The sequence below is a fragment of the Neptuniibacter sp. QD34_54 genome, from assembly GCF_047778055.1.
Taxonomy (GTDB): Bacteria; Pseudomonadota; Gammaproteobacteria; order Pseudomonadales; family Balneatricaceae; genus Neptuniibacter.
In genome coordinates this window covers 3,615,357-3,631,923 of sequence record NZ_CP180546.1, presented here as the reverse complement: position 1 = coordinate 3,631,923, position 16,567 = coordinate 3,615,357, and the positions used below count along the sequence as shown (strand labels likewise).

Sequence of the window (16,567 nt, the reverse complement as noted above, 5' to 3'; positions counted from 1 at the left end):
GGATTCGATTCATGTCTTTAGAAAATGTACCTGTAGATCTACCCGATTTTGAACTTATCGCAAATATGTTTGTAGAGGAGGGGGTGAGAGCTGTTTCACCTTCAGAACTCCACGGAGTTATCTCGGGACATTTAGCTGCGGGTGCACGTTTAAAACCAGCGGCGTTGGAGAAAATTGTTAATGAATTGCTCGATATAGAATCGCTCTCTCAAGATAGCAGTAAGTCTGTGGTGACGAATCTTTACACCGCTACGCTTGGCTGTATGGAAAGTATGGATCTGGAGTTCGATATGGTGCTTCCAGATGATGAGGATGAGATCTCTATGCGTGCTGAATCGCTAGGGCGTTGGTGTCAGAGCTTCCTAAGTGGATTCGGTCTCTATGGCAAACATACAGATGCCAGCTTATCGCCTGAAGCGAAAGAGACGCTAAATGACCTTGGTCAAATCGCACAAATCTCTTCCGATCTGGAAGAGCTTGATGAAAACGAAGCTGATCTGATGGAAGTTCAAGAATATGTGCGTATGGCTGTTTTGATGCTGTTTACCGAGTGTAATAAAGCGTTAGAAAAGAAAGAAAAAGAGTTTGCTAAAGCTAAGCCAGAAAACAACAGGTTGCATTAATGAAGATCGGTCTTGATCAGTTTGTCGCACGTCGTGCTGCGTTGATGGCGCAGATGTCACCGGGCAGTATCGCGATTATTCCTTCTGCGCAGATGAAGCAGCGCAATAGCGATGTTGAATATCCATTTCGTCAGGATAGCAACTTTTACTATTTAACAGGTTTTAACGAGCCGGATGCTGTGTTGCTATTGATGCCGGGTCGTACAGATGGTGAATCGGTGCTGTTCTGTCGTAATCGTGACAAGCTGATGGAGATCTGGAATGGCTATCGTGCAGGGCCTGAAGGCGCTGTTAATGACTATGGCATGGATGAAGCCCATGCCATTGATGAAGTCGACGATATTCTACCGGGCCTATTAAATGGCGTTTCTCGAATTTACTACTCCATTGGTAAAGATGAAGAGCTTGATCAACGCGTTCGACACTGGCTTAACCTGATTAGGGCAAAAGTACGCCAAGGGGCAGTTGCGCCTTCTGAATTGGTGATGCTGGATTGCCTGTTACATGAAATGCGCTTGATCAAAGGCGATGCAGAAAAAGATATGATGCGTCGTGCCGGTGAGATCTCTGCGCAGGGGCATATCAAGGCGATGCAACTGTGTAAGCCCGGCGTGATGGAATATCAGTTAGAAGCGGAGATCTTGCACCACTTTGCGATGAATGGCGCACGCCAGCCAGCGTACTCGACGATCGTGGGTGGCGGAGCAAATGCTTGTGTGCTGCACTACATCGAAAACAGCGAACCGCTCAATGACGGTGATCTGGTGTTAATTGATGCCGGGTGTGAGCTAGATCATTATGCCGGCGATATTACACGTACTTTCCCTGTAAATGGTCGCTTTAGTCTAGAACAAGCGGCAATATACGAACTGGTTTTGAAAGCACAGAAAGCTTGTATTGAATTCGCGAAACCAGGTGTTTTGTGGGAAGCCGTACACGAAAAGTCGGTAGAAGTGTTAACCGCAGGACTGATTGAGCTAGGTTTGCTATCGGGTACCTTGAGTGAAGAGATCTCAGCGGGTCGCTACCGTGATTTTTATATGCACCGTATTGGTCATTGGTTAGGTATGGATGTTCATGATGTTGGCGATTACAAAGTCGATGGCGAATGGCGTCCGTTAGAGCCTGGTATGGTGATGACGGTGGAACCAGGGATCTATATCGCTGCGGACAACGAAAATGTTGAACCTCGTTGGCGCGGTATTGGTGTACGTATTGAAGACGATATCTTGATCACTGCAGAGGGGAACGAAAACCTTACTGCAGCTGTGCCGAAAGAAATTGCAGAAATTGAAGCGTTAATGGCAGCAAAATGAAACAGCACTATGACATTGTGGTGATCGGTGGCGGCATGGTGGGCGCGAGTTTAGCTTGTGCTCTTCTGCCAGCGAGTGAACAGCTTGATCTGAATATCGCCGTAATTGAAGCCTTTCCTATGCCTGAGAAAAGTGCTCTGGAGTATCAGCCAAGCTATGATTCCAGAGCGACGGCATTGGCTTATGGAAGCCGCTCTATCTACGAAGTCATGGGTATCTGGCCAACGCTAAAAACGCATTTAGCTCCCATCAAGCATATTCACGTTTCAGATAAAGGTCATTTTGGTGTGACGCGTCTGCACGCAGAGCAGGAGAGAGTGCCTGCGCTGGGCTATGTGGTTGAAAATCAATGGCTCGGACGCGTGTTGTTAGATCGTTTGCAGCAGGATGATGCGAATCGAATTGATTTTATCTGCCCTGCCGAAGTGACAGATGTTCAGTATGGCTCTGACCAGATGGGCGTCACCCTAGAAAAAGAGGGTGAGACGCTTCAGTTAACGACTGAATTGGTTGTGATGGCTGATGGTGGCCGTTCCTCATTGCGTGAAGGAATGGGCATGAACTACAGCGAAACGACCTATGAGCAACACGCAGTCATAGCCAACGTAAGCTTAGATCGCTCACACAACGATATTGCTTATGAGCGTTTTACCGATACGGGCCCTATGGCGCTATTACCCTTGGAAGAACAAAACGGTGAGCATCGTTGTGGTCTAGTTTGGACAGTGCCTAATGATCAAGTCGATGAAGTGATGGCGCTTGACGAAGCTGAGTTTATAGCGCGTCTACACGAACGCTTTGGTCATCGCGCAGGTAATTTTGTCAAAGTGGGTGAACGACATACCTATCCTCTAAAACTGGTTTTAGCACAGGAGCAGGTGCGTCAGGGTTTAGTGGTCTTAGGTAACGCAGCCCATGCTTTACACCCAATTGCCGGGCAAGGATACAACTTGGCGTTACGTGGTGTTGTCGCTTTGGCTGATCACCTAATTCAAGCCCGTAAGGCAGGTGGCAATCTAGGTGACTTAAACGTACTTCAGGATTTCTACGAACAGCAACGACAAGATCAGCAGCGCACAATTGGGCTGAGTGATCAGACTATGAAGCTGTTTTCTAATAATAATATTCTGCTTGCAGCCGGCCGTAACCTAGGCCTGCAACTCTTAGATATTTGTCCGCCTGCTAGAACCGTCTTTGCCCGTGGTGCCATGGGCTTAGATATGCCCGCTCCAGACCTGAAATAGAGATAGATCATGCCAGAAAATACACAGGCTCAAGTGCTTAATTCAGATGTAGTTATTGTTGGAGCCGGCATGGTGGGAGTTACCCTTGCTGCGGCTTTGGCAGATGCCGATATTAAAGTCACGCTTTTAGAGCAACGCGAAGGCGATATCAGTGGTTTCTCTGAGTTTGTTAAAGGTGCACAAGCTAAGGGCTATGACCCTCGTGTCAGTGCGCTCACCTGTGCCTCACAGCAGATCTTAACCTCTGTAGGTGCTTGGAAATATATGCAGGATTATCGTCTAAGCCCTTACACTGAGATGGATGTTTGGGATGGCGAAGGCACTGGGCATATTCACTTCTCAGCGCGAGAACTGCATGAACCCGCTCTAGGTCATATTGTAGAAAATCGTGTGACACTGGCGGGTTTGTACCAGGTTCTTTTAGAAACACCTTCTGTAGAGTTGATTACCGGCGTGACAGTGACGGAGCTATCTCCCCAGTCTGATCAAGGTCGTGCGGTGAAGTTGAGTGATGGTCGTATCATTCAAGCGGATCTAGTGGTTGCTGCGGATGGCGCGTTATCAAAAACACGTCAACACGCGGGCCTACCAATGGTGGAATGGGATTATGGTCATCATGCCATTGTGACCACTGTTAAAACCGAACAGCCGCACCAAGCGACCGCTTGGCAGCGTTTTACCGAAGATGGACCGCTCGCATTGTTACCTTTGAGTAACGAAGAGGGCGACTACTACTGCTCGATTGTTTGGTCGACATCGCCAGAACATGCCAACGAATTGATGGCATTGCCCGATGAAGCGTTTTGCCAGCAATTAGGTCGTGCATTTGAGAACCGTTTAGGGGACATAGAATGGTGTGATCAACGCAGCGTTTTTCCGTTACGTCAGCGTCATGCTCAGCATTATATTCAGCCGGGCTTTGCTGCGATTGGGGATGCGGCTCATACCATCCATCCTCTGGCAGGTCAGGGGGTGAACTTAGGTTTGCTGGATGCGGCTCAGTTAGCTGAAACATTGATGGACGCTTCTCGTCGAGGTGAGCCTTTAGGCGCCCAATCGGTGTTACGCAGATTCCAGCGCGAACGCCGCAATGACAATATTCAGATGTCTTTAGCCATGGAAAGCTTCAAGCGTTTATTTAATACCAGACAGCCTTTAGCTTGCTTGGCGCGCAATATGGGCATGAACTTATTGGATAAACTATCTCCAGTTAAAAATCATATTGTGATGGATGCGATGGGGTTATCTGGTCGTTTGCCACAATTGGCGCAGAGAAACATTCAAGAATAATCGGCTTGGATAATCTGATCCGACCATAGTCGCAACCCTAGTTTGTCGTTCAAAGATTGAACTGTGAAGAGAATCCCTATAAATTGTCTTCCCTTTTTTTGTTTTTCAGGTCAATTGATTCGCTCTTGAGCTGAAAAGCAGTTGTTAAAGCCTAGCAAGACCTGTTTATGACGATAACAAGGCCTAAGCTAGCCCCTGATAAGAGTTAATAATATGGGTAGCAAAACTGCATTGTACGAAAAGCACCAAGAGATGGGTGCTAAGCTAGTCGACTTCGGTGGTTGGGATATGCCAATCCACTATGGTTCTCAGGTGGATGAGCATCACAAGGTTCGACAAGCTGCTGGTATGTTTGATGTCTCCCACATGACGGTTGTAGACGTTACCGGCACAGACGCTAAAGAGTATTTACGTTACCTGCTAGCAAACGATGTTGCTAAGTTGCAGGAAAAGGGTAAGGCGATGTACAGCGGCATGCTGAATGAAGATGCTGGTGTAATTGATGATCTTATTGTCTACCTAATGACAGAGCCAGGTGTTGCTGGCGAGTGGTTCCGTGTCGTTGTGAACTGTGCAACACGCGAAAAAGATTTACGTTGGATGTCTGACCAGACGGCTAGCTTTGATGACGTTGCGCTAACAGAACAGCCAGAATTGGCGATGGTAGCAGTGCAAGGCCCAGACGCATTAGCGTTGGCTAAACAAACTGTAACAGAGTCCCGCGCTAACTTGATCGATCAGTTAAGTGTTTTCCAAGGTTTAGAGTCTGAAGGCTGGTTTATTGCGAGAACTGGCTATACTGGTGAAGACGGTTTAGAAGTGATGCTGCCTGAAGATGAGGTGGCAGATTTCTGGCAGGCACTCGCGGATGCTGGTGTTGCTCCGTGTGGACTTGGTGCGCGCGACACTTTGCGTTTAGAAGCGGGTATGAACCTATATGGCGCAGATATGGATGAAACTATTTCTCCACTAGCAGCTAATATGGGTTGGACGATCGCTTGGGAACCGCAAGAGCGTGTATTTATCGGTCGCGAAGCACTACAGCAGCAGCGTGATGCAGGTGTGAGCCATAAGCTTGTAGGTCTAGTGATGGAAGCGCGTGGTGTATTACGTGCACATCAGAAGGTTGTAGTAGACGGCATTGGCGAAGGCGAGATTACCAGTGGTACATTCTCTCCGACGTTGGGTTGTTCTATCGCCATGGCGCGTGTGCCTGTGGGCACAACGGATACAGCTGAAGTGGATCTGCGTGGTAAAGGCAAGTTGGTGTCTGTACGTGTAATTCGTCCTTCTTTTGTCCGTAACGGCAAAAAAGTTTTTGACTAAGAATTCGATTTAAACAGGACCCATAGGGGTAGGAAATAAACATGAGTAACATTCCATCTGAACTGAAATACGTTGCTAGTCACGAGTGGATCCGCGTTGAAGGCGATGGCACCGTTGTAATCGGTGTAACAGACCACGCGCAAGACCTTTTGGGTGACGTAGTTTTCGTTGAGCTGCCAGAAGTCGGTGCTGAAGTAGAATCAGGTGATGAAACAGGTGTTGTTGAGTCTGTTAAAGCTGCATCTGACGTATACGCGCCGCTAAGTGGTGAAGTTGTAGCTGTTAACGAAGATCTGGAAGACTCTCCAGAGCTAGTTAACTCTGACCCATACGGTGATGGTTGGTTCTTCAAATTGAAGCTAAGCGACGCTGATGAGTTGAACGAACTACTAAGCGCAGAAGCTTACAACGATCTGTGCGAATCTGAAGCTTAAGTCAGATTTAGGGCCTCGGCCTGAGAAATAAATACCTTGTCCCGGCTATATGCCGGGACAGTTGTCTGTAAAACAGGAAAAACATGTCACTGCAAACTCTAAAACTAAACAGTGGGGCTGAACGCAGGCTGCGTGGTGGTCACCTTTGGATCTACAGTAACGAAGTGGATAACCGCGCGACACCGCTGAAGAGCTTTGAGCCGGGCCAGCAGGTTATTGTCGAAACTGACAAAGGCAAACCTTTAGGCGTTGCTTATGTAAACCCAAATACGTTGATTTGCGGTCGAATCGTCAGTCGTGATCTTAAATACACTTTGGATCGTTCCTTAATCATTCACCGTCTTAAAGTGGCGCTATCACTGCGTGAAAGCTGCTTTACTGATGATTGTTATCGTTTGGTGTTTGGTGACAGTGATGCCCTGCCAGGTCTAGTGATTGATCGTTTCTACGATGTGTTTGTTGTACAGATCTCTACAGCTGGTATGGAAGCGGTATTGGATGACATTATCGACGCACTGAACAAAGTATTCACGCCGAAAGCGATTTTGCTGCGTAACGACGGCAAAATGCGCGATATGGAAGGTTTGGAAACTTATACAGAGATTATTCAAGGTGATATCCCTGAGCTGTGCCCGTTAATGGAAAATTCTGTACCACTGCTAGCACCTCTGCAGAAAGGTCAGAAAACCGGTTGGTTCTACGATCACCGTAATAACCGCGCACAGATGCAAAAGCATGTTGAAGGTAAGCGCGTACTGGATCTGTTTAGTTACGTAGGTGGCTGGGGCGCGCAGGCTTTGGCTGCTGGTGCTAATCAGGCGATCTGTGTCGATGCTTCCCATTTTGCTCTAGAAGTGGCAGCTGAGAACGCGCGTATCAATAATGCGTCTGATCGATTTGAAGGCTTCCACGGTGATGCCTTTGATATCTGTAAGTCTCTGATTGCAGATAAAGAAAAATTTGATGTGGTTGTGTTGGATCCGCCTGCGTTTATCCAGAAGAAAAAGGATATTCGTAATGGTGAGCGTGCTTATTCCCGTATGAATAACTTCGCCATGCGTCTGCTTAAAAAAGACGGAATCTTGGTGTCTGCGTCATGCTCTATGCATCTTCAACGTGATCGCTTGATCGATATTATTCGTAGTAATAGCCGCGAATTGGATCGTAATGCTCAGATCTTTGATCAGGGGCATCAGGGTGCAGACCACCCGGTACATCCGGCGATCCCAGAAACGGATTACCTTAAATCATTCTTTGTCAGAGTTTTGCCATCGTCTTAACCTGACATCTGTTCCCAGATAGGAGCTTTACCATGCAATATCGTCAGCTAGGTAATACTGATCTCAATGTGAGTCTGATCTGTCTGGGAACTATGACCTTCGGTCGACAAAACACTGAGGTCGAAGCGTTTGAACAGCTGGATTATGCCTGGGCGCAAGGTGTCAATTTTCTTGATGCTGCTGAGATGTATCCAGTGCCTGTGGATGAGCGTTATCAGGGGCTAACAGAGACCTACATCGGTAACTGGATGAAGCAACGGAATAACCGCGATAAGGTGATCGTTGCAACAAAGGTTGCGGGGCCTGGAGATTTTGTCAGCTTTATCCGCCCTGATATGCATTTTGATCGCAAAAATATTCGTGAAGCGATCCAAGGCAGTTTAAAGCGTCTTCAAACCGATTATATCGACTTATACCAACTCCACTGGCCAGATCGCACCACTAATTTCTTTGGTAAGTTAGGCTATCAGCATGCTCCAGAAAACGATGGGGCAGCAATTTTGGAAACCCTAAACATTTTAAAAGAGCTGGTGGATGAAGGCTTGATTAGATATGTGGGTTTATCCAATGAAACGGCATGGGGAACCATGAAGTTTCTAGCTTATGCTGAGCAATTAGGCCTGCCGCGAGTTGTTTCCGTACAGAATCCCTACAATTTGTTAAACCGCTCCTCTGAGGTGGGTTTAACCGAGGTTTTGATGCGTGAGCAGGTGTCTCTACTGCCGTATTCACCAATGGCATTTGGTACCTTGAGTGGCAAGTACCTTAATGGCGCTCAGCCTGAGAAGGGCCGTTTAACCCTCTTCCCTGATTACACTCGATATCTGAATGAACAAGGGATCAAAGCGACTGAAGAGTATGTGTCGTTAGCGCGGGCGCATAATTTGGATCCAGCGCAGATGGCGTTGGCTTATGTTAATAGTCGTGATTTTGTTGCCAGTAATATTATTGGCGCAACGACCATGGGGCAGCTGACAGAGAATATAGACTCCGTAAACCTTAACCTTGATGAAGGTTTACTGGCGGAGATTGAAGCGATTCATGTCCGCTATCCGAATCCATGCCCATAGCTTTGGCGAATCGATCAAAAAGGGGAGCTTTAACAGCTCCCCTTTTTTGTTGTGAATTTGTCATTTTCGAGTTCTTTGCCAGACTGTAATCAGCAAGATAAAACAGGTGGGTAGGGTTATGTTACAAGTAAAAGATGCAATGTTTCCTGTGAATAAGCCGCTAAGTGCAGATATGCCCCTAGTTGAGGCGGTTTCTCATATTCTAGATTCTGGGTATTTAGGCTTACCGGTAGTAGATAAAAACTTGAAGGTGGTTGGCTTTTTATCAGAGTTTGATTGTTTGCCTTATTTAGTTACCGACAGTTATCACTGTGATAGCCACGAAATTGTTGGCGATATTATGCGTACCGATCCACTTACGGTTTCACCGGGATTGAGTATTGTCGATTTAGCTCAGCAGATGGGTTTGGATAAACCAAAAGTGTATGCAGTGGTTGAGCAGAATAAGCTAGTGGGTATCATCACGCGAAGCATGTTGATGCATGAGCTAAATGAGTCCTTGAAGCACTGTAAAGTGGTGGCTTAAGGGCTGTTATTCCGTGAAGGTTTAATCGGAAAGGGCGGGGATCATACCGAAGAATAATTATAGAGGGAACGTTAACTTTTAAAATACTAATGGTTGTTTGATCTATATCAGAAACTCCTGATGTAGTAGGCGCATAATCAGTAATACTGATTAACCGAACTAGAGAGGTAAGCCTATGAACCAGGAGTTACAGACCCCAGATGTTGATGTTCAAACTGCAGATGTGATCTTGCCACCGCAAGAAGAAATTTGCCCTACTGTACTGCTGGATCAGGAAGTTACTGATCTGTTTGAGTCCAGCGAATACCCTTACGATACAAAAATTTCCCGCAAAGAATACGAAAAGCGTAAAAAAGAGCTGCAGATAGAACTGTTGAAGATGCAGAACTGGGTGCGTGAGACCGGGCAGCGTGTTGTTATCCTCTTTGAAGGGCGTGACGCAGCCGGTAAAGGCGGAACCATCAAACGTATTATGGAGCACCTTAATCCCCGTGGTGCACGTGTGGTGGCGTTGGAAAAGCCGACCGAGCAAGAGAAAGGACAGTGGTATTTCCAGCGTTACATCAACCATCTTCCTACGGCTGGTGAGATAGTGCTGTTTGACCGTTCTTGGTACAACCGTGCTGGGGTTGAGAAAGTAATGAACTTCTGTTCGCCATCTGAGTATTTAGAGTTTATGCGTCAGACCCCTGATCTGGAGCGTATGCTGGCGCGAAGTGGCATCAAACTGTTTAAGTTCTGGTTCTCGGTAAGCCGTGACGAGCAGTTCCGACGTTTTCAGGCTCGCCGTGTAGATCCGTTGAAACAATGGAAGCTTTCTCCAATTGATTTGGCCTCTTTGGATAAGTGGGATTCATATACAGAAGCCAAAGAATCGATGTTTTTCTATACCGACACAGCAGATGCACCTTGGACGGTGATTAAGTCTGACGATAAGAAGCGCGCAAGACTTAATGCAATGCGCCATCTACTTAGTCGTATGCCTTATCCGAATAAAAGTGAAGAGATTGATCTTCAGCCGGATCCGCAAATCGTCAGCAATGCCCAAGGGCAAATTGATCGTCACCCAGTGCATAAGTAAGAGTTAAGGAGTAAAACGATGACAATGAAACAAACTGCACATGCTCAACATGTTGTCTCGTCTTTTAAGGAGAGATTACCAATAGCAATGTGTAACGATATTGGTGAAGAACATTTTGATGAGTTAGAACTGTTGATTGAGTCAGCGATCAGTGCGGCTGTTTTGGCAGAGATGGAAAAGGCTGCCGATAAGATTGATAAGTTAGCTCACGATGTTCGTCATTTTGCTGAGCACTTTGATTGAACTTTAATAGGTAATAAAAAAGAGAGGCTGTTGCCTCTCTTTTTTTGCTTTAATCAACGTGGGGTTAACGCAAATCTAATACTGGCCAGAGTTTTGCGTTAGCATGATCTTCTAGGGTCTCATCTGGATTGACAGCGACTGGATGAGTGACCTTTTCTAGCAGTGGCAAATCATTATGAGAATCGCTGTAGAAATAACTGCCTTCTAAATTGAAGTCATTATGTTTTAACCATTCATTCAGGCGCGTTACTTTGCCATCTTGGAAGCAAGGTATACCCGCAACTTTGCCTGTGTACTCGCCATCCACTTCTTCTGGGTCTGTTGCAATAATGTCGTCAACGCCCAGCTTGTCTGCGATAGGGCCTGTTACAAAGCGGTTAGTCGCTGTGATAATAAGCAAGTAATCACCTTGTTCGCGGTGGTTCTGTAGAAGCTCAGCCGCTTTAGGCAGCATAATTGGAATAATTTTAGATTCCATGAACTCTAAATGCAGTTTATCTAGTTCTGCACGTTGCATCTGAGCCAAAGGCTTTAGAGCAAAGGCAAGGAATTCGAAAATATCTAATCCGCCATTCTTATATTGCTCGTAAAAGTAGTCGTTTGCGCGACTATACTCATCGCTATCTACAATTCCTTTTTCGCACAGGAATTCGCCCCATGCGTGATCGCTGTCACCGGCAAGAAGAGTATTGTCCAGATCAAAAATTGCTAAGCTCAAAAGAGGTTCCTCAACGAATAAGATAGTGTCGCAAGGATAGGGAGGATATGCTTTGAATGCAATTGTCTGAAAAGGGATTTGCTGAGTATCAAAGAATTATGGAACAATAGCTGAAAAATAATTAGGAATAACTAAAGTGATTGATTCAGATGGGTTCAGGCCGAATGTCGGTATCATTCTGGCTAACTCGCTGGGTCAGGTCCTTTGGGCAAGACGAATTGGCCAAGATGCTTGGCAGTTTCCGCAGGGGGGGATTAATGAGGATGAAACCCCTGAAGAAGCAATGTATCGCGAATTAAGAGAAGAGATTGGACTTGCTGCAGAAGATGTAGAGATTGTTGCAGTAACCCGAGGTTGGTTGAGATACCGATTGCCCAAACGAATGATCCGGCGCAATTCGCATCCGGTATGTGTTGGCCAGAAGCAAAAATGGTTCTTGCTACGGATGTTGAGCGCAGATAGCGCGGTAAAAATTGATCACACTGAATCGCCAGAGTTTGATGGTTGGCGTTGGGTGAGCTATTGGTATCCGCTAGGACAGGTTGTGTCATTTAAACGAGAGGTGTATCGCAAGGCAATGCGAGAATTATCACCTAAACTATCGAGATTTAATGCCATAAATACCTAGAAGGAGAGACACTGAATGCTGGATGTGTTGAAGAAGATTGTACAGGAAGTCAGTATCGCGCCAGATTTGGACTCGGTACTGAATCTGATTGTGCGTCGCATCCAGCGTGCTATGTCCACAGAGGTTTGTTCTGTTTATCTATTTGATCCCGAGGATCAATGTTATGTTTTGATGGCGACCGAGGGTCTAAATCAAGAAGCGGTAGGTAGTGTTCGCTTATCTGCCGAAGAAGGCTTGGTTGGTATGGTGGTGGATCGTGCCGAACCGATTAACCTTGAAAACGCCTCTGAACATCCCGCCTACAAATATGTTGAGTCCACTGGTGAAGAGCGTTTTAACTCTTTCCTCGGTGTGCCGATTATCCATCACCGCGGTGTTTTAGGGGTCTTAGTTGTTCAGCAAAAAGCGCAGCGCCGTTTTGATGAGAGCGAAGAAGCTTTTCTGGTTACATTATCTGCGCAACTAGCAGGTGCGATTGCTCATGCTGAAGCCACAGGCTCTTTAGGTGCGATGGGTGAAGAGCCTAGTAGCGAGATTGTTAACTTACGCTTTGAAGGTGTACCGGGTTCTGCTGGCGTAGCTATTGGTTCGGCTACGGTTGTTGCGCCTCCTGCAGATCTGAATTCAGTTCCGGATAAAGTTGCCAAAGATGTAGAGCAGGAAATTGCGAACTTTGAAGCTGCGTTAAAGCTTGTTCGACGGGATATCAAAGTAGTTGGGCGCAGTTTAGCCCAGCGTTTACGTTCTGAAGAGCAGGCGCTGTTCGATGTTTATCTTCGAATGTTGGATGACAACGCTTTGGCTGGTGAAGTGGTTGCTCGAATTCGTCAAGGGAACTGGGCGCAAGGTGCGCTCCGTGAAGTTGTTACGGAACATGTGCGTCAGTTTTCGATGATGGATGATCCCTATCTGCGTGAACGTGCGACTGATATCAAAGATTTAGGGCGTCGAGTGCTCGCCTATCTGCAAGAAGACGCACCGGCGGTACTCGAATTTACCGATGAAACCATACTGGTTGCTGATGAATTAACTCCGGCGATGCTTGGTGAAGTGCCGAGCGAGAAGTTGGTCGGTTTAGTTTCTGTTCATGGCTCCAGTAATTCTCATGCTGCGATCCTTGCTCGTTCCATGGGTATTCCGACCATTATGGGAGCAGTGGATCTGCCCCTGACGCGTATTGATGGTCGAGAGCTGATTCTTGATGGCTACTCAGGTCGAATCTATGTTCAGCCGGGAGAAGATCTACTAACGGCCTACAGAGATATCTTGCGCGGTGAACAAGAGCAGGCTGCCGAACTTGAAGCGATTAAGGACCTTCCTGCGGAAACTACAGATGGTTTCCGTATGCCTCTTTGGGTAAATACAGGTTTGATCGCCGATGTGGCGCGTTCACTGGATCGTGGCGCAGAAGGTATCGGACTGTATCGAACCGAAGTGCCTTTCATGATTCGAGAGTTCTTCCCGAGTGAGCAGGATCAAGCACAGACGTATCGTAAACAGTTAGAAGCATTCCATCCTCGCCCAGTGACAATGCGTACCTTGGATATCGGTGGAGATAAGTCACTACCTTACTTTCCAATTGAAGAGGAAAACCCATTCTTGGGATGGCGTGGTATCCGAGTGACGCTGGATCATCCTGAGATCTTCCTTGTGCAAGTACGCGCAATGCTTAAAGCAGGTGAAGGTTACGGTAATCTACGTATCATGTTGCCGATGGTGACCAGCGTAGGCGAAGTAGAAGAAGCAAGTCGTCAGATTGATCGTGCAGTTAAAGAACTGCAAGATGAAGGGCATGATATAGAGCGTCCATTGGTGGGTGTGATGGTTGAGGTGCCGGCTGCTGTTTATCAGGTACGCCGATTTGCCCGTCGTGTCGATTTTATCTCAGTGGGTTCCAACGACCTTACTCAGTATCTGCTTGCCGTAGATCGTAATAACCCTCGTGTTGCTGATCTGTATGTTAGTTACCATCCCGCTGTTCTTAGGGCGCTGGTTTTCATTGCGCGAGAAGCCCATAAAGAAAACGTTACAGTGTCTATCTGTGGTGAATTAGCGTCTGAGCCAGGCGGTGCTTTGCTGTTGATGGCAATGGGCTATGACGTGCTATCAATGAACGCGACCAATCTGCCTAAAGTAAAAGCGGCAATCCGCCAAGTGAGTAAGGAAGATGCGGGTCAACTCCTGAAAGATGTGATGGCGATGGATGATGCTGATCGTATTCAGCAGTTTATCAATGAGCGTCTCACTGACTTGGGTATAGCGCTGCCAAAACAGCCGGTTGTTGTTTAGTCTGTTTTTTTCCTTGAGGTCGCTACCCTAAGGCTGGCAAAGTAAGTTGATACTCACTTCTTTTTAAGGGGCCATTATAGTCGTACCCTTGTTCGATAACTGTTGTGCAGCCATCGAGTTCTTGCAGAAGGAGCGTTATAGCCCGAGTGCCATAAGTCTCTGATCGAATAAAGCTAGAAGAGAGCTGTTTTTCCCATTCAAAAGGTACGCCGGTGTCCGGCAAGTTTTCGTCTGCAGCCTGTTGATCGTTAAGCATAATCTCAAACAAAGCCTGCTCAGAAATCATCTCATTTTCGATTTTATCTACTAGCGCCTGTTTTACTTGGGTAAGCTTTGGCCAAGGCGTGTCTAGAAGCGCATTACTCATTCCGTATACGCCGGGTTGTAATTGCTGCGTTTGGCCTCCGCGGTTAGAACTGTAGTACAGACCTGTTTTGTCCCCTGTAAGCAGATTAAAATCGCCGTATTGTGATTTTTCTTTCTCCAATTGCGCTAAATAGCTTTTCGCATCAGTAGAACCCGTTAAAAAATTGGCTGTAAGCTCACCGCGAGATTTTTTCGATTTGGCCATGTTGTTGCCATCACGAAAATTGGTAACGGCTGAGAACTTTCCTGCTTTATTGATGCCCAACCAAGTGCCCATCTGTTCTAGATCCCTTCCGGCAAGCACCTGAGTCTGATCGGGCCAAAAATGTATCGCTTGACTGGCTCTTTGATAAAACTCGTCGCGATTGGCGAGTAAAATCAGGGAGTACTTAGGGTGGGTCTTATACGCGAATGTTATTAAGCACATAGGTAATAGGCCATTAATTGGGTAATATAGCGATCGTTTTTATTGTAAGTGCAAATCGCACAAAGGCAGAGTAAAGGATAAAAGATGCTGATCACAATTCTTACCTACTTAATTCTAGGCGCAGCAGCAGGGGTTGTTGCAGGCTTATTTGGTATTGGTGGTGGTCTGTTGATCGTGCCGGTATTGGTCTTTTGCTTTGAATTGCAGGGGATGGCGCCTAGCGTGTTGACCCATGCAGCGGTTGCCACCTCTTTAGCGACCATAGTAGTGACTTCGATCAGCTCTACTATGGCACATAACAGCAAAGGTGCAGTCCGCTGGGATATTTTTAAGCCTTTAACAGCTGGTATTTTGTTGGGTGCATTTCTCGGCGTTAAAACTGCGGGGCAAATGACTGGTGAATGGCTACAAATTGCGTTGGGCGGCTTTGCTATTTTGGTTTCGATCCAAATGGCGTTGAACTTAAAGCCTGATGCGGGTGAAATATCGGCGAGTACCAAATCTTTTGTTATCTCAGGTGGTGTGATTGGTTGGCTTTCCAGTATTTTTGGTATTGGTGGTGGAACCCTGACAGTGCCTTATCTCACCTGGGGGCGAGTACAGATGCAACAAGCAGTGGCTACTTCAGCTGCCTGTGGTCTTCCGATTGCAGTAATGGCGGCGTTAACCAATGTTTGGGAAGGTTGGGGGAATGCTGATATGCCTGATTGGAGTGCAGGTTATGTCTACCTACCTGCATTTGCAGGTATTGTTTTGACCAGTTCTTATTTTGCTAAGTTTGGTGCTAAATGGGCGCACAGTCTGCCAGGACCAGTTTTAAAACGGATTTTTGCAGTCTTTTTATTCTGTGTAGGGCTGCGTTTCTTAATCAGTAACCTAGTTTAGGAGTAGTGCTGTGTGGGTTCATGATATCAACCCGATTGCATTAGATGTTGGGCCATTGCAGATTCATTGGTACGGCTTGATGTATTTGATCGGCTTTGCCGCAGCTTGGTGGCTAGGTGTAAGGCGAGCGCGTTTACCTGGTTCTGGCTGGACTGAAGAGCAGATATCAGATCTGATCTTCTGGGGTGCTATGGGCGTGGTATTGGGTGGTCGAATGGGGTATGTCCTGTTCTATCACCTTGATCGATTCCTGCAAGATCCGCTTTGGCTATTTGCTATCTGGGAAGGGGGGATGTCTTTCCACGGAGGTTTGCTCGGTGTTATCGCGGCCATGTATCTGTTTGGTCGTAAACACGGTAAATCCCTATTTACCATGACGGACTTTGTAGCGCCTTTGGTGCCGATTGGTTTAGGTGCAGGCCGTATTGGTAACTTTATTGGTGGTGAGCTTTGGGGGCGTGTTACCGATGGGCCTTGGGGTGTGGTATTTCCTCGCGGAGGTGATCTGCCTCGTCATCCTTCTCAGTTGTATGAATTTGCACTAGAAGGGCTTGTGCTATTCGTGGTGCTTTGGTGGTTCTCATCTAAACCGCGACCGAAAATGGCTGTTTCTGGATTATTCCTACTGCTCTATGGTTTGTTCCGATCTTTAGTAGAATTCGTGCGTGAACCGGACGCGCATCTTCAGTTTATCGCATTTGAGTGGCTAACCATGGGTCAGTTGCTTTCTTTGCCGATGATACTGCTGGGGATGTTGTTGGTTGGGCTCGCTTATAAGCGCGGATGAAATTGAGCTTAAAAAAGAGGCCAAATAGGCCTCT

At 46.8% G+C, this 16,567-nt stretch carries 17 protein-coding genes; 15 read left to right on the top strand and 2 right to left on the bottom strand.

The window, feature by feature from the left end; genetic code table 11:
- Positions 1 to 11 precede the first annotated feature (11 nt).
- The 11 genes from ACMXYP_RS16730 (at position 12) to ACMXYP_RS16680 (ending at position 10,433) form a co-directional block, all read left to right on the top strand.
- On the top strand, positions 12 to 623 hold the full coding sequence (locus ACMXYP_RS16730) for a UPF0149 family protein (RefSeq protein WP_415882769.1): 612 nt from the start codon (positions 12 to 14) through the stop codon (positions 621 to 623).
- The gene (gene pepP / locus ACMXYP_RS16725; RefSeq protein ID WP_415882768.1) at positions 623 to 1,939 is read left to right on the top strand and encodes a Xaa-Pro aminopeptidase; all 1,317 of its coding nucleotides are present in this window, start codon (positions 623 to 625) and stop codon (positions 1,937 to 1,939) included. Before ACMXYP_RS16730 ends, pepP begins: the two co-directional genes overlap by 1 nt.
- A complete protein-coding gene (ubiH, locus tag ACMXYP_RS16720; protein WP_415882767.1) occupies positions 1,936 to 3,183 on the top strand; it encodes a 2-octaprenyl-6-methoxyphenyl hydroxylase in 1,248 nt (415 codons plus the stop codon). The genes pepP and ubiH overlap by 4 nt, the downstream gene beginning before the upstream one ends.
- 9 nt (positions 3,184 to 3,192) lie before the next feature.
- Positions 3,193 to 4,473, top strand: a complete 1,281-nt coding sequence (locus tag ACMXYP_RS16715; RefSeq protein ID WP_415882766.1) for a UbiH/UbiF/VisC/COQ6 family ubiquinone biosynthesis hydroxylase — start codon at positions 3,193 to 3,195, stop codon at positions 4,471 to 4,473.
- Positions 4,474 to 4,686: 213 nt separating this feature from the next.
- A complete protein-coding gene (gene gcvT, locus ACMXYP_RS16710; protein ID WP_415882765.1) occupies positions 4,687 to 5,799 on the top strand; it encodes a glycine cleavage system aminomethyltransferase GcvT in 1,113 nt (370 codons plus the stop codon).
- A 41-nt stretch (positions 5,800 to 5,840) separates the two neighbouring features.
- Positions 5,841 to 6,233 (top strand): glycine cleavage system protein GcvH, encoded by a 393-nt coding sequence (gene gcvH / locus ACMXYP_RS16705; protein WP_415882764.1) that lies wholly within the window; start codon positions 5,841 to 5,843, stop codon positions 6,231 to 6,233.
- Positions 6,234 to 6,316: 83 nt separating this feature from the next.
- Positions 6,317 to 7,513, top strand: a complete 1,197-nt coding sequence (locus ACMXYP_RS16700) for a class I SAM-dependent rRNA methyltransferase (protein WP_415882763.1) — start codon at positions 6,317 to 6,319, stop codon at positions 7,511 to 7,513.
- Positions 7,514 to 7,545: 32 nt separating this feature from the next.
- Complete coding sequence (locus ACMXYP_RS16695; protein ID WP_415882762.1) at positions 7,546 to 8,583, top strand: NADP(H)-dependent aldo-keto reductase; 1,038 nt, start codon at positions 7,546 to 7,548, stop codon at positions 8,581 to 8,583.
- Positions 8,584 to 8,701: 118 nt separating this feature from the next.
- Positions 8,702 to 9,109 carry a CBS domain-containing protein gene (locus ACMXYP_RS16690; RefSeq protein WP_415882761.1) on the top strand — a complete coding sequence of 136 codons (408 nt, stop codon included), beginning with the start codon at positions 8,702 to 8,704 and terminating at the stop codon, positions 9,107 to 9,109.
- 175 nt (positions 9,110 to 9,284) lie between these two features.
- Entirely contained in the window at positions 9,285 to 10,190 is a 906-nt protein-coding gene (gene ppk2 / locus ACMXYP_RS16685) for a polyphosphate kinase 2 (protein ID WP_415882760.1), read from the top strand.
- A gap of 18 nt (positions 10,191 to 10,208) precedes the next feature.
- Positions 10,209 to 10,433: a phosphatase gene (locus tag ACMXYP_RS16680; RefSeq protein WP_415882759.1), complete on the top strand. Its 225-nt coding sequence runs from the start codon at positions 10,209 to 10,211 to the stop codon at positions 10,431 to 10,433.
- A 64-nt stretch (positions 10,434 to 10,497) separates the two neighbouring features.
- On the opposite strand, the gene ACMXYP_RS16675 is transcribed toward ACMXYP_RS16680, so the two are convergent.
- A complete protein-coding gene (locus ACMXYP_RS16675) occupies positions 10,498 to 11,151 on the bottom strand; it encodes an HAD family hydrolase (protein WP_415882758.1) in 654 nt (217 codons plus the stop codon).
- 136 nt (positions 11,152 to 11,287) lie between these two features.
- Between ACMXYP_RS16675 and ACMXYP_RS16670 the strand changes: the two genes are divergently transcribed.
- The gene (locus ACMXYP_RS16670) at positions 11,288 to 11,779 is read left to right on the top strand and encodes an RNA pyrophosphohydrolase (RefSeq protein WP_415882757.1); all 492 of its coding nucleotides are present in this window, start codon (positions 11,288 to 11,290) and stop codon (positions 11,777 to 11,779) included.
- A gap of 15 nt (positions 11,780 to 11,794) precedes the next feature.
- Positions 11,795 to 14,068 carry a phosphoenolpyruvate--protein phosphotransferase gene (gene ptsP / locus ACMXYP_RS16665; protein WP_415882756.1) on the top strand — a complete coding sequence of 758 codons (2,274 nt, stop codon included), beginning with the start codon at positions 11,795 to 11,797 and terminating at the stop codon, positions 14,066 to 14,068.
- A 22-nt stretch (positions 14,069 to 14,090) separates the two neighbouring features.
- On the opposite strand, the gene ACMXYP_RS16660 is transcribed toward ptsP, so the two are convergent.
- Positions 14,091 to 14,861 (bottom strand): NRDE family protein, encoded by a 771-nt coding sequence (locus tag ACMXYP_RS16660; RefSeq protein WP_415882755.1) that lies wholly within the window; start codon positions 14,859 to 14,861, stop codon positions 14,091 to 14,093.
- An 84-nt stretch (positions 14,862 to 14,945) separates the two neighbouring features.
- On the opposite strand from ACMXYP_RS16660, the gene ACMXYP_RS16655 reads away from it, so the two are divergent.
- On the top strand, positions 14,946 to 15,746 hold the full coding sequence (locus ACMXYP_RS16655; protein WP_415882754.1) for a sulfite exporter TauE/SafE family protein: 801 nt from the start codon (positions 14,946 to 14,948) through the stop codon (positions 15,744 to 15,746).
- Positions 15,747 to 15,756: 10 nt separating this feature from the next.
- A complete protein-coding gene (gene lgt, locus ACMXYP_RS16650) occupies positions 15,757 to 16,533 on the top strand; it encodes a prolipoprotein diacylglyceryl transferase (RefSeq protein WP_415882753.1) in 777 nt (258 codons plus the stop codon).
- The last annotated feature ends 34 nt before the right edge of the window (positions 16,534 to 16,567 follow it).